This window comes from Acidobacteriota bacterium, from assembly GCA_026707545.1.
Taxonomy (GTDB): domain Bacteria; phylum Acidobacteriota; class Thermoanaerobaculia; order Multivoradales; family Multivoraceae; genus Multivorans.
The window spans coordinates 263885-277535 of record JAPOWR010000004.1 but is presented as its reverse complement, the minus strand read 5'-3'; the positions used below and the strand labels follow the sequence as shown (position 1 = coordinate 277535).

General features: G+C 68.5%; 9 protein-coding genes. 1 reads left to right on the top strand and 8 read right to left on the bottom strand.

Annotated features, from left to right (window positions below):
- On the bottom strand, nt 1-2180 hold a 2180-nt coding region (locus tag OXG83_16015; GenBank protein ID MCY3966536.1), incomplete at its 3' end, for a PIG-L family deacetylase.
- 982 nt (nt 2181-3162) lie between these two features.
- Here OXG83_16015 and argS point away from each other — a divergent pair.
- Nucleotides 3163-5109 carry an arginine--tRNA ligase gene (gene argS / locus OXG83_16010; protein ID MCY3966535.1) on the top strand — a complete coding sequence of 649 codons (1947 nt, stop codon included), beginning with the start codon at nt 3163-3165 and terminating at the stop codon, nt 5107-5109.
- Nucleotides 5110-5116: 7 nt separating this feature from the next.
- Here argS and ftsZ read toward each other — a convergent pair whose 3' ends face one another.
- From ftsZ to murD, 7 genes are all read right to left on the bottom strand, one after another.
- Nucleotides 5117-6355, bottom strand: a complete 1239-nt coding sequence (ftsZ, locus tag OXG83_16005) for a cell division protein FtsZ (protein ID MCY3966534.1) — start codon at nt 6353-6355, stop codon at nt 5117-5119.
- Nucleotides 6356-6429: 74 nt separating this feature from the next.
- A complete protein-coding gene (gene ftsA, locus OXG83_16000) occupies nt 6430-7680 on the bottom strand; it encodes a cell division protein FtsA (protein MCY3966533.1) in 1251 nt (416 codons plus the stop codon).
- 17 nt (nt 7681-7697) lie between these two features.
- Entirely contained in the window at nt 7698-8609 is a 912-nt protein-coding gene (locus OXG83_15995) for an FtsQ-type POTRA domain-containing protein (GenBank protein MCY3966532.1), read from the bottom strand.
- On the bottom strand, nt 8606-10027 hold the full coding sequence (gene murC / locus OXG83_15990) for a UDP-N-acetylmuramate--L-alanine ligase (protein MCY3966531.1): 1422 nt from the start codon (nt 10025-10027) through the stop codon (nt 8606-8608). Before murC ends, OXG83_15995 begins: the two co-directional genes overlap by 4 nt.
- A complete protein-coding gene (murG, locus tag OXG83_15985; GenBank protein ID MCY3966530.1) occupies nt 10027-11139 on the bottom strand; it encodes an undecaprenyldiphospho-muramoylpentapeptide beta-N-acetylglucosaminyltransferase in 1113 nt (370 codons plus the stop codon). Before murG ends, murC begins: the two co-directional genes overlap by 1 nt.
- Nucleotides 11136-12212 (bottom strand): putative lipid II flippase FtsW, encoded by a 1077-nt coding sequence (gene ftsW, locus OXG83_15980; GenBank protein ID MCY3966529.1) that lies wholly within the window; start codon nt 12210-12212, stop codon nt 11136-11138. Before ftsW ends, murG begins: the two co-directional genes overlap by 4 nt.
- Nucleotides 12205-13644, bottom strand: coding sequence for a UDP-N-acetylmuramoyl-L-alanine--D-glutamate ligase (gene murD / locus OXG83_15975; GenBank protein MCY3966528.1), 1440 nt, complete (start codon nt 13642-13644; stop codon nt 12205-12207). The genes ftsW and murD overlap by 8 nt, the downstream gene beginning before the upstream one ends.
- Nucleotides 13645-13651 lie beyond the last annotated feature (7 nt).

The following is a 13651-nucleotide window of genomic DNA, read 5'->3' as shown; positions in this document are numbered from 1 at the left end:
GCCTGCAACTCCCTCTCTCGGGCCTGCAGACGCTCGACCTCGCTGCCGAGTTCCTGATGCGACGACTCCAACTCGCGCTCACGGGCCTGCAACCGAGCGACCTCGCCGCCGAGTTCCCGATGCGATGACTCCAACTCCCGCTCGCGGGCCTGCAACCGAGCGACCTCGCTGCCGAGTTCCTGATGCGACGACTCCAACTCGCGCTCACGAGCCTGCAACCGAGCGACCTCGCTGCCGAGTTCCTCATGCGACGACTCCAGCTCCTGTTCGCGAGCCTGCAACCGACCGACCTCGCTGCCGAGTTCCTCGTGCGATGACTCCAACTCGCGCTCACGAGCCTGCAACCGAGCGACCTCGCTGCCGAGTTCCTCATGCGACGACTCCAGCTCCTGTTCGCGAGCCTGCAACCGACCGACCTCGCTGCCGAGTTCCTCGTGCGATGACTCCAACTCGCGCTCACGAGCCTGCAACCGCTCGATCTCCCCACCGCGTTCCTCGTGCGACGACTGGAGACGCTCGAGTGCCCGCTCGCGATCCCGAATCTGGGCCCGCGCCGCCTCGCCGGCCAGCACCGCCTCACGCCGCATCCGCGTCACCGCTCCCGCCAGCGCGTCCGAGTCGAGTTCGGCCGCGTGCTTGGCGAGGACCCGCGCCTTCAACGCTTCAAAATCGCCGCGCGAGGAGGCCGCACCGCCTAGCGCATGGCCTCCCGCGACGCCGGCGGCCGCTCCGCCAAGGAAGTGACGATACTCACAGGTCGTCCTGGCGATGTGGACGAAGTCCGCATCTCGCGACAACCGGATCAACAGATCCCAGTCCTCGAAGACCGGCAACTGCTCGTCGAACGGTCCCGCCCGCTCGATCGCCTCTCTCGTCATCAGCACGGTGTGAAACGGGATGTAGTTGTCGAGCAGCAGGATTCCCCGGTCGAAGTCCCGGCTGTAGGCGAGACGGCGTCCACACTCGACCCAACCGCCCTTCCCCGGCCGGTAGCTGACCACGGCCGCGTCGGTGTAGGCGACGTCGACGTCGCCGGAAAGCTGCGCCGTGAGGGTCTCCAGGTGTTCCGGCGCGAACACGTCGTCGTCGTCCAGGAAACCGATGCAGTCCCCGGTCGCCGCATCGACGCCGGCCTGCGCCGCGGCCGACCGGCCTCGGTTGTCCTCGAAGTCGACGCGACGCACGTCGAACGGAAAGTCCTCCGCCACCTCCGGGGGCCGGCCGCCGTCGTTCACCAGGACGAGCTCAACATTGCGATAGGTGCTCCTGGCCAGACTGTCCAGTGCCTCCGCCAGCCGCCGCGGCCGGTTGTAGGTCCGAACCACGATCGACACCCGACGGGGCGACGTGACCTCGACCAGCGATGGCGCCCCACCCAGGTGTGCGATGAGTTGCGCCGGACTCCTGGTCGTGAAATCGCTGGCCTTCAACTGGCAGTAGCCCTCGGCATAGCGGCACGACTCGGGCAGGCTCAGCGACCGGAAACGGCGGAGGCCCTGGCAGGACGCCATGTAGTCGTGCCGTTCCAACTGGCTCGAGTAACGGGACATGGCCTCCGCTACTCCCTCCATTTCGGCGGTCACGTCCACGAGCAGGTCGGGGTAGAACGGGTGGTTCACCTCGTAGCAGAGAACGCGCAATGTCAGATCGCCGGGCGATGAGTCGTCGTCCTGGCTGGCCAGCTCCTCGCCTTCTTCGGTTCGTCCTTGCCGGCGATTGATCAGAGCCTCGTGCAGCGCGCGAAATGTCGCCTGATGATCCGGCGTCGCTTCGAGCGGCGAGGGAGCCAGCAACAGGTCCGGCTTGCGCTGCTCGAGCAACTCCTCGACGCTGCCCGTCAGCCGATCCAGGGATGAAGCCAGAGAGCCATCTCTCAGACCTAGTAGCGAGCCCAGATGCTCTACGCTGCCGATGCCCAGCACCTTGGCGGCCGCATCCGCTTCGGCCCTCCGCCGCTCGGAGTACTCGTCTTCCGTGAACCCCTCCGGTGGTCCCTCGACGCCCCCCGAGCCGTCGCTCATGAACGCACACGCGACCTTGGCGCCGCCCGCCGCCAACTGCAGGATCAGACCGCCACAGCCCAGTACCTCGTCGTCGTAGTGAGGCGCCAGCACCAGGACGCGGCGAGCCACCACCGACTCGGGCGCGCTCGGCGGCAGCGGCCGCATGGGACTCGTCATGGTGCCAACCCGCTAGCGAGTTCCGGCGGGAGTCGGACCGAAAGGACGGGACGATGGCGGTTCTCGTTCACGGCGCTCCTGGATCGCCGAGCATGCTACCGGAGGCCTACTTCACTTCCTTCTCCTGGCGCCACCCCGGCGTCGACCGTCCGGCGCGTTCAACTGGTCCAGCACCCGCGGATCGCCCTCGGCGAAGAACTCCAGTACACCGGCGATACGGCTCACGCGATCCTCCACCGCTGGAAGACGCTCCGACACAGCCTCCAGCCTCGCGACGCGATCCAAACGGGCCACGCCGTCCTGGGCCGCCTCCAACCGCAACAGCCGCTACTCGAGCGACCAGATCCGGGCCCGATCCCGCCACAGCACATAGAGAACCGGAGCGGCGCAGACCGCAATAACGGCCGCCGCGGCGATCAACAGAACGCCCGATTCCGTCATCTCGCGCTTCTCATGCGCTCACGACTCCTCGAAGCCTCGACCGGTGTCGAGCGCAAGGGTGTTTGGGTGCCCAACAGGGCAACGCGAGACTGCGGCATGGCGATTCACCTCCAAGCGTCCTCGGCTCCGGAAGTGGAGTCGAGCCATGCAAACCGCCACACCGCGTAGCAAGCTACGGTATGGTTCCCGTCCGTTTGCCGGGGTTGGCTAGCTACACCGTCCCGGAAAGGCGGCTACTGTACTCGGGAGATAGCCGTACCTTGAAGACCTGCCACACGGAACTGAAAGCGATTCACGCCGTGACCATAGCACGGCTAACGGGAAAAGCCGGGCCGGTGAATCGCCATGCGCATGACCGGCACGGTTCCCGCCTATTCGCCAAGGTCGGGTAGCTACTCCGACCAGGTACTGGGCTCTGGTATTCAGCGGGCAACCCGACACAGAGGCCGGTCACGCGCTAGCGATTCACATGGTCAGGGTACCACGGGGGACGAGCACTCCGTTGCGTTCCCGTAGCGCAAGTTCCTAGACTGCCACTCCCATGCTGCAGCGTAAGCGAACTCTGGTCGCCGGCGTGCTACGAAGCGCTCTTTCCGACGTCTTCGGGCTCGATCACGATCCGACCGTCGAAGTACCGCCCCAGCGGCGACTGGGCGACCTGGCGAGTCCCTGCGCGCTGCATCTCGCGCGCGAGATCCGGCAGGCGCCGCGCGCGATCGCGGAGCGTCTGGCGGAGGCCATCGATCCGCCGGCGGGCTTTGACCGGGTCACGGTCGAAGGCCCGGGCTACGTCAACTTCCACGTCAACCGGACCGGATTCGCGACCGCGATGCTCGAAGCGATTCCCGTGGCGCCTTCGTCCAGCGTCGATCCTCTCGCCAAGGTCATCGTCGAACACACGAACATCAATCCGAACAAGGCGGCGCACATCGGCCACCTCCGCAACGCCGTCCTCGGCGACGTGCTGGCGCGCTCGCTCCGCAGCCTCGGCCACGTGACCGAGGTCCAGAACTACATCGACGACACCGGAGTCCAGGTCGCCGACGTGGTGGTCGGCTTCCTCGATCTTCGCGACTGCTCCGTAGCCGACATCGAAGCCCTCCCCGAGCCGTTCGACTACACCTGCTGGGACGTCTACAGCGAGGTCGGCCACTGGTACGAGGCGCATCCCGAACGGTTGGAACTCCGGCGCCGCACACTTCACGCCCTGGAGGCGGGCCACGGCCGAAGGGCGGAGACCGGCCGCTTGGTTGCGCGGCGGATCGTCGGCCGCCATCTGCGCACGATGCGCCGGATCGACGTCGACTACGACCTCCTCACCCGCGAGAGCGAGATCCTGCGCCTGGACTTCTTCGTCGCCGCTTTCGAACAGCTCAAGGAGAGCGGAACGGTGAAGTTCGAGGACACCGGAAAGAACGCCGGCTGCTGGGTCATGCCGCTTCGAGGCAGCGAGGAGTTCCAGGGCCTGGAAGATCCGGACAAGGTGATCGTGCGGTCCGACGGCACGGTGACGTACGTCGGCAAGGACATCGCGTACCAACTCTGGAAGTTCGGTCTGCTCGGCCGCGACTTCGAGTACGCCCGTTGCGACAACGGACCGTTGTGGGAAACCGCACCGACCGGCGCAGGAGCCGGCCCGGAGCGCGAACAGGCGCCGGCGTTCGGCGCCGGCGCCCGGGTGATCAACGTGATCGACGCCCGCCAGGCCTATCTGCAGCGGATCGTGCGGGCCGGCGTGGCAGCGCTCGGTCATACGAGCCAGGCTGACGCGAGCGTCCATTTCGCCTATGAGATGGTCGCACTGTCCGCCCGGACCGCGGAGCAACTCGGCTTCAGCGGCGACGCGAGGCTGGAGATGTCGGGTCGCAAGGGGATTGGCGTCAAGGCGGACGACCTGCTCGACCAGCTCGAAGCGAAGAGTCGGGCTGAGATCGCGGCTCGCCGAGGCGATTCCGACCCCGCTGGGGCGGACGACCCGGACGCTGAGCTTCTGGCGCGTCAGATCGCGACCGCGGCACTGCGGTTCTTCATGGCGCGGGCGACCACGACGCGCGTGATCGCCTTCGACATCGACGATGCGACGTCGTTCGAAGGCGAGTCAGGCCCCTATCTCCAGTACTCCATCGTGCGCGCCCGGAACATCCGCCGTCGATTGATGGAAGAAGGTCTGCCGCAGGAAGTCGGACCCGGCCGCGCCGCCGAACTCCCCGTCGAGGCATGGCCCGATGACCTCTGGGACCTGGTGCTGCTCGCCTCGCAGTGCCAGGACACGGTCGAGCGCGCCGCGACCACGCTGGAACTCTCCCTGATCGCGAGGCACGCTGTCGAGCTGGCGCAGAAGTTCCACGCCATCTACCACCGCCATCCCATCCTGCACGAGCGGAACGCCGATCTCCGCGATGCGCGTCTCGCCGCCACGCAGATCTTCGTCCGTTCCCTCGAAGCGCTCGCCCAGATTCTCGGCGTGCCCCTGCCGGAGCGGATGTAGCCGGCGCTTAGTCCATCTGCTTGCGCAGGACGGTCGGGATGTCGTAGTCGTCGACGTTTCTCCAATTGGGTCCGTAGCCGCCCGGATCGATCTCGTGGCGTTCCGCGAGCAGGCGGTCCCGGAAGCCGGACTCGTCAGAGTCGCCGTCCTCGGCCGTGGTGCCTTCCGGACCCGCCTCCGCCGCCTCGCCGGCGGCGGCCAGACCTTCCGCGGAGTCCGCGGCCTGATCCCCTTCGGGCATCTCCTCCGCGCCAGCCGGGCGCGGCTGCCGATCCTCGGCGAAGCCGGTCGCGATCACGGTGACCTTCATCTCCTCGTCCATCGTCTCGTCGACCACCAGGCCGGAGATGATGTTCGCGTTCGGATCCACCGCCTCCGTGACCATTCGGGCGGCCTCGGCCACCTCGTGCAGGGTCAGCGACTTGCCGCCCGTGATGTTGATCAGGCAGCCCCCGGCTCCCTCGATCGAAGCGTCCTCGAGCAGGGGCGAAGACACGGCTCGCTGAGCCGCCTCGAGAGCCCGGTTGTCTCCCGACGCCTGACCCGTGCCCATCACCGCGATCCCCTGGCCGCACATGATGGCCCGCACGTCCGCGAAGTCGGCGTTCACCTCGCCGGGCATCGTGATCAGGTCGCTGATTCCCTGAACCGACTGGCGCAGAACGTCGTCGGCGGTGAGGAACGCCTCCGAGAGCGTTGTGCCGCGATCGACGAAGCTGAGCAGCCGCTCGTTCGGAATCGCGATGACCGTGTCGACCGCCTTGTGCAGCTCTTCGAGACCACGCTCCGCGATCAGCATCCGCCGCCGGCCCTCGAACGTGAACGGCTTGGTGACCACGGCCACGGTCAGGGCCCCGACCTCAGCCGACAGGGAACCGATGATCGGTACCGCGCCCGTTCCGGTGCCGCCGCCGAGGCCAGCCGCCAGGAAGACCATGTCGGCGCCGTTCAGCACGTCCAGGATCTTGTCCGTGTCCTCCAGCGCAGAGTTGCGTCCGATGTCCGGATCGGCGCCCGCACCCAGGCCACGGGTGATCTTCTGCCCAAGCTGGAGCTTCGTCTCCGCCTCGCATCGCCGCAGCGCCTGCAGGTCGGTGTTGGCCGCGATGAACTCGATGCCGCTCAGCTTGCTGGCGATCATCCGGTTGACGGCATTGCCGCCGCCACCGCCGATACCGACGACCTTGATCTTGGCCGGACCGAAGTTCTCCTCGGAGACAGCCGTCTCGTCGAGGGGCGGCTCCATCGCGGCCGGCTGCTGCTCTTCCATCAGAATCATGGCACTCTCCCTTTCGAACCCTCCGGTTCAGTAACTCAAGATCAGAGAAGATCGTTGAACATCTGGCGCAGGCTGCCCATCACGCCGCGCACTCCGCGAACGGAGCCCTGGCGCACGAGCGGCAAGCGGGCCTGCTCCTCGGCGATCGCGTAACGCACCAGGCCGGCGGCCGTGGCCCAGCTCGGATCGGTAAGACCCTCGATCTCGCTGGTGAGACCGAGCGGCACGCCGTAGCGGGCGTCGCTCGAGAAGAACTGCTGCGCCAGTTCCGGCAGACCGGCCAGCTTCGAACCGCCGCCCGTCAGGACGACTCCACCCCGCAGCTGGTCGGCGCAGCCCGCTTTCTCCATCTCGACCTGAACGAGATGGAACATCTCCTCGGCACGCGCCTGCAGAATCTCGGCGAGCTTCGCCCGCTCGATCGTCCTGCTGGCGCCTCCGCCCACCGTCGGCACGTTCACTCCCTCGCCGCCGTCAACCAGTCCGGGGAGGCAGCAGCCGTGGCGAAGCTTCAGCGTCTCGGCGCCCGCGAACGACGTTCGCAGAACGGAGGCCAGGTCGGCCGTGAAGTGGCTGGCACCGAACGGAAGGACACCGCTGTGCTGGACCTCCGACTGGTGGTAGAAGGCGAATCCGCAGGTGCCGGAACCGATTTCCAGCAGCAGAACGCCGAGTTCGCGTTCATCAGGAAGCAGGACGGCCTCCGCCGTCGCCAGCGGCTCGAACACGACCTCCGCCGCCTCCACTCCTGCCTCGTTCAGGCAACGCACCAGCGTCCTGGTTCTGGGGGCGTGGCCCATGACCAGGTGAACCTTGGCTTCGAGCCGGCTCCCCAGCATGCCCTGGGGATCCGCGATGCCACCGTGATCGTCGACTGCGAACTCCTGCGGGATCGCGTGCAGGATCTCGCGGTCGGGAGGAAGCGGTACGTCCCGGGCGGCGTTCAGAACCAGGTCGATGTCCGCGCGGGAGATCCCGCGGTCGCCGCTGTCGACGTAGGCGGTGCCATGGCTGTTCGCCGAACGGAGGTCGCTGCCGCCAACACCGACGAAGGCGCGAGAGATCTCGGTCCCCGCCATGGTCTCGGCTTCCTCGGTAGCCCGCCGAAGCGACTTCACCGTCGCGTCGATGTTCACGATGTGCCCCTTGAGCGTGCCGCGGTTCGGCGCCTTGCCGACGCCCACAACCTTCAGCCCCGGCTCCCCTTCCATCTCGGCGCGCTCTACGATCAGTACCCCGACCTTCGCCGAGCCGACATCGATGGCTACGAGGCGCGTATCCGTTTTCGGCATCGTCTCTTCCTCCCCTGCTAAGAGGGATCCCCTCCCGCACTCACACCCGCGGCGGTCTCGAGGTCGGCGCCCGGCGCCCCCGCCGAAAGCACGATCCGGTCCCTGAACCGCAGATCGACGACCTCGGGATCGCTGTGTTCCCGGATCGCCGCCTGCAGCAGCTGGAACACCGAGCCCTTCGCCGTCAGATCACTCCCACGCACCAGAACAGTCGCCGGCCGACCGCTGCGCTCAAGCAGATAGTCGTCGTCGCTCAGAACTCCGACCGCGAACACCTCGCGGCCCCAGCCGAACGACTTCACCTCGTCCGCGACACTCACGCTCCGCTTCAACGTCCGCGCCAGCGCTTCGCCCGGAACATCTCTCGAAGCGGGTCCGGAAACACTCCGATGCCGGGCCGGACTCGTCCCCGCGCGCTCCCCGAGAAGCCCCGGTTGGATCGACACCCGGACCAAGGTGCTCTCGCAAAGATCGGCGGCGCGTTCGCATCCCACGATTGCCCGGCCGTCCCGGTCGATGATCCACGCCCGGTTTCCGGACTGGAACACGGCCGCCGGCTCGTGTTCCACGATCTCCACATCGAGTTCGTTCGGCAGCCGCTTGACCAGGTTCGCCTCGCGCACCCACTCGTGCTCGAGCCGGGCCGTGGCCCGTTCCAGGGAGAGCATCGGGAGGTTGCGGCCCACGAGGCCGGCGAGCCGGTCCCGCACCCACTCCTCGGACACGCGCGCCCCGGTCTCGACGCCGATCTCCGTCTTCAGGTCGAACACGGGCGCCGTCGCCAGCCACACGCCGATCCCTACGACCGGCGCCACGCCAAGAAGGACCTTTCCCGCCCCGATCGCCAGCCAGGCGACCGGCCGCGGGCGGCGGCGGCGCACGGGCCGGCGCCCCGCCAACGGTGTCCCGCGCCTCCTGCCCCGGCTCATCTTCCGGTCTCCCCGTCCGCAACGAGCAGCCGAGCCAAACGGTAGATGTCCCCGGCGCCGAGGGTGAGGATCAGGTCTCCTGCCCGAACCACCCCACGAAGGCGCTCAGGAGCCTTCCGCCAGGGACCGCAGCCTCCGACGCTGGGATGGCCGGCGGCGGCCGCCGCCGCGACGACGAGCCCTCCACTCACCCCGGGCAGCGGCCTCTCGCGCGACGCGTAGATATCGGTCACCAGGGCGTTGTCAGCCAGTAACAGGGCACGGCCGAAGTCGTCCGCGAGGTCCCGCGTGCGGCTGAACAGGTGGGGCTGAAACACGGCGTGGATCCGCGGCCGCCGGCCATCCCGCGGAGTCGTATCCAGGACCTCCCGGGCGGCGCACAGGGTTGCCTCGACCTCGGTCGGGTGATGCGCGTAGTCGTCGACCACGGTGGCTCCCCGCCAACAGCCCACCCGCTCGAAGCGCCGATGCACGCCCGAGAAGCCCGACAGGACGCCCGCCGCCGTCTCGAAGTCGACTCCTGTGGCGCGGGCCGTCGCGATGGCCGCCAGCGCGTTCAGGACGTTGTGTCGACCGGGCATGGGCAGCTCGAGCCCTCCCACACGGCCAGCGGCCGAATCCACGACGTCGAATCGGACGCCGGAGGCGGTCGGCGCCACGTCGCGGGCCTGCAGATCCGCGCGAGAACCGAAGCCGTAGGTGACGGTGCGCCTGTCCGCGAGGCGGGGGAGCAGATCCCCCACGTTCTCGTCGTCGACGCAGGCGATGATCTGGCCGAAGAACGGAACCCGGCCGGCGAAGCGGACGAACGCATCCTTGATGTCGGCCAGGTCGCGGTACGTGTCGAGATGATCGACGTCGATGTTCGTGATCACGGCGATCACCGGCGCCAGATCGAGGAAGCTGCGGTCGAACTCGTCCGCCTCGGCAACCAGGTAGTCGCTCGTGCCGTGGCGCGCTCCCGTGCCGGACACGCGGAGCCGGCCGCCGACGACGACCGTGGGATCGAGTCCTGCGCCGGTCAGCACACTGCCGATGAGCGATGTCGTCGTCGTCTTGCCGTGGGTGCCCGCGACGGCGATGCCGTACTTGAGCCGCATCAACTCGGCCAGCATCTGGGCTCTGCGGACGATCGGGACACCCCGCCGGCGCGCGGCGACGACCTCCTCGTTGGCGTCGGGTATGGCCGAGGAGACGACGACGAGGTCCGCCTGCTTCACGTTCTCCGCCGAGTGGCCGAGGTAGACGGTCGCGCCGAGCTCCGCAAGGCGTTCCGTCGTTTCACCCGCCTCCAGGTCGGAACCGCTGATCGCAAGGTCGTAGTTGAGGAGGATCTCCGCGATGCCGCTCATTCCGGCTCCGCCGATGCCGACGAAGTGAATTCGCTCGAGATCCGCGGTACGCAGGAACAGCGGCATCAGCCCGCCCTCCCGGCCATCGAAGCGTTTGCGATCGCACATACCCGCTCCGCTACCGCGCGGGCGGCATCGCCGCCGCTGTGAGCACGCGCCGCCCTGGCCATGGCCGCAAGCCGATCGTGATCCACGATCAGTTCGCCGCAACGCTCCGCGGCCGCTTCGGTCCTCAGGTCGTCCTGCTCGACCAGAATCGCAGCCCCCGCATCGACCATCGCCCGCGCGTTGCCGCGCTGGTGCCCCGCGGCCAGCGGCAGCGGAACGTAGACCGCCGGCCGGCCGGCCGCGGCCACTTCCGCCACCGTCACGGCCCCGGCTCGCGAGACGATCAGATCGTGAGCCGCCATCGCGGCCGCGGTGTCCTCGATGAACCCCTCGACCGTTGCCAGAAGCGCCGGCACCTCGAGAGCTCGATAGCGGTCGCGCGTGTCCCCGACCTGCGAAGGGCCCGCCTGGTGCGTCACGTCGATGGCCGTCTTCCGGGCGGCCCGAGCGAACAGACCCGGCAGGTGCCGGTTGAGAGCGCCGGAGCCCTGACTGCCGCCAAGCACGAGCACCCGCGTGCGCTCGCCCACGAATCGCGGTTCGCTGACCTGCCGAAAAGCCCGCCGCACCGGCACCCCGACCTGCCGCACCTCGCACGCCAACTGCTTTGCCGCGGATTCGAAGGCGGTCCCCGCCTCCGTGGCGAACCGCGACAGCAACCGGTTCGCCGCCCCGGACTGTGCATTCGGTTCGAGCAGGTAGAGGCCCGATCCGCACAGCCGGGCCCCCAGAGCGGCCGGAGCGCAGGCGTAGCCCCCGGTGGCGAGCACGGCCGCGGCCTGAAGCCGGCGCAGCAGCAAGGCGGCACGCAGCGTGGACACCGCCAGGACACCCATTGCCATGACTCGCTCCGCCGGGCCGCGATCCACGAACGCCCGCGCCGGCAGCGCCCTGAACTCGAGGCCCGCCGCGCCAACCAGGCGTTCCTCCAGGCTCTGTTTGCGGCCGATCCAGGCCGTGCGCCAACCGAGGCTCCTGAGTTCCTCGGCCACCGCAAGGCCCGGGAACACGTGCCCACCCGTCCCACCACCGGAGAACACCACCGACGGGCGGTGAGTGCGAGCGCTCATCCATGCTCCGAAACGCTCAGCAGCAGGCCGCACGCGACCAGGGTCATAACCAGGGAAGAGCCGCCGTGCGACAGGAACGGCAGAGGCGTACCGGTGACCGGCACCAGTCCGACGGTGACGCTGATGTTGACGAGCGCCTGGATCAGGAGGGCCGATGTCAGCCCCCAGGCGAGGAACCGGCCGAAGGCGTCCGGAGCACGAAGGCCGGCCAGATAACCCCTCCAGGCGAGAACAACGAAGGCGGCCAGCACCGCCGCGGCGCCGATCAATCCCAGTTCCTCGCTGACGATCGAAAAGATGAAATCCGACGTCGCGAGCGGCAGGAAGTAGAGCTTCTGAGCACTCTCGCCCAGGCCCTGGCCGACCATGCCGCCGGAGCCGATTGCGATCTTCGACTGCAGCACCTGGAAGCCGCTTCCGGAGGGATCGGTCTCCGGTGAGAGGAAGCCCATGACCCGCTCCACGCGGTAGGGCTCCGACCAGATGAAGAGTCCCAGGAGCGCCGGGAACACGAGCATCCCCGGCACGATCCAGCGCCAGGACAGGCCGGCGAGGAACAGCATGACCGCGGCGATCCCGAGGATCAGCGCGGCGCTGCCGAAGTCCGGGGCCTGCAGCACGAGCAGGGTCACCAGGCCGACCCCGACCCCGCACGGCACCAGAACCCTCGGCTGACTGACTGCCTCGGGACAGCGGTGGATCTGGTACGCGAGAAAGAGGATGACGGCGACCTTGGCCAGTTCGGACGGCTGGAACGTCAGCGGTCCAACGGACAACCACCGGCTGCTGCCATTGATCGGGGGCGCCGTCAACACGATGCCGAGCAGCCCGAGCGAGACGCCGAGCCCCAGGTACACAAGCCACGGTCTGGCCCAGCGCCGGTAGTCGATGCTCATGACGACCAGCATCGACGCCAGACCGACGATCGCCGCTGCCAACTGGGTGATGAACTGCCGCTTGAAGCCGCCGTCGGGGTCCGGCGGGTTGGCCGAATAGACCATGACCAGCCCTCCCACCACGAGCACGACGACGACGCTGAAGAGCACCTTGTCGATGGCAAGCTTCTTAGCCATCGCCGTCGTCTCCCCCAGCCGCCAGCGCTCTGACCTGACGCTCGAACTGCCGGCCGCGGTCGGCGAAGTCCTCGAACTGATCGAAGCTGGCACAGGCCGGCGAGAGCAGCACGCTCTGCCCGTGGCTCGCCGCGGCGGATGCCGCCTCGACCGCCCGTTCGAGCGAACCGTAGCGGCAACGCGCCGCGCCGTCTTCAAGGACGGACTCGATCGCGTCCGCTGCCTCCCCGATCAGGTAGACCGCACTGGCCTTGGTGGCCGCCGCGGCCGCCAGTTCGGCGAAGTCGGCACCCTCTCCCTTGGCGCGACCGCCCACGATCAGGTGAACGGAGCCGTCTTCGAAGCCGGCCAGGGCCCGTGTGGACGCCGCGGGGTTGGTCGCCTTTGAATCGTTGTAGTAGCGGACGCCGTCCAACGTCGCGACCAGGCGCATTCGGTGGGGCAAGCCGCCGAAACCCCGAAGACCCAAGACGAAGCCGCTCGGATCCGCGCCGACGGCCGACGCGAGCAGCGCGGCCGCCATCGCGTTCTCCACGTTGTGCAGCCCATCGAGCGCGAGGTCGTCGAGCCGGAACAGCTCGCGCCGCATGTCCGGCCCCACTTCGATCACGCGGTCACGGTCGAGGTAGCAACCGTCCTCGACCTGCCGGAGCCGTGAGAAGAAACGCCGCCTGACCCGGGCCGTCGCCCCCTCGCGGGCGCTCCCGAGTCGGCGCGCCTCGGAATCGTCTCCGTTCACCACGGCGATGTCTCCGGGTGTCTGGTTGCCGAAGATGCGCGCCTTCGCGGCCGCGTACTCGGCCACGCTGCGATAGCGGTCCAGGTGGTCGGGGCTGATGTTCAGGAGCGCCGCCGCGCGGGGACGGAAGCGGTCCACCGCTTCGAGCTGGAAGCTCGAGAGTTCGACGACGAACACGCGCCCCGGCGGTCCGTCGACGCGGGCGCAGAGCGGCGTGCCGATGTTCCCGCACACTTCGACCGGGTAACCGGCCGCTTCCAGCAGGGCGCCGGTCAGCGCGGTCGTCGTGCTCTTGCCGTTGCTGCCGGTGATCGCCACGACGGTCGGCGCGGACGACACTTCCAGCAGGCGGTAGGCGAGCTCCACCTCGGCCAGAATCGGCGTCTTCGCCACCCGGGCGCTCTGCAGCAACGGTCGGTTGGGCGGCACGCCGGGACTCAGGACGACGGCGTCGACGTCGGACGGGAGGTCGGCATCTTCGTCCAGCAACGCCTCGACCCGTCCGGTGCGCAGGAGTTCCCTCGCCGCGGATCCCAGACCGGCAACCGGACGGCCGTCGACGGCCACCACCCGGATCGCGCGGTCGCTCAACGCCCGCGCCGCCGCCACGCCCGACAGGCCGAGCCCATAGACCAGCGCACTCCGCCAGCCGGAGACCGGCGGTGCCGGGTTCGGGGACATGCCGCTGTTCACCTCGACC

Bases quoted from the DNA above. Each gene is read 5' to 3' on its own strand.
- murG (MCY3966530.1), bottom strand. From the start codon at position 11,139: ATGAGCGCTCGCACTCACCGCCCGTCGGTGGTGTTCTCCGGTGGTGGG.
- murC (MCY3966531.1), bottom strand. From the start codon at position 10,027: ATGCCGCTGTTCCTGCGTACCGCGGATCTCGAGCGAATTCACTTCGTC.
- OXG83_15995 (MCY3966532.1), bottom strand. From the start codon at position 8,609: ATGAGCCGGGGCAGGAGGCGCGGGACACCGTTGGCGGGGCGCCGGCCC.
- argS (MCY3966535.1), top strand. From the start codon at position 3,163: ATGCTGCAGCGTAAGCGAACTCTGGTCGCCGGCGTGCTACGAAGCGCT.
- ftsA (MCY3966533.1), bottom strand. From the start codon at position 7,680: ATGCCGAAAACGGATACGCGCCTCGTAGCCATCGATGTCGGCTCGGCG.
- ftsW (MCY3966529.1), bottom strand. From the start codon at position 12,212: ATGGCTAAGAAGCTTGCCATCGACAAGGTGCTCTTCAGCGTCGTCGTC.
- ftsZ (MCY3966534.1), bottom strand. From the start codon at position 6,355: ATGGAGCCGCCCCTCGACGAGACGGCTGTCTCCGAGGAGAACTTCGGT.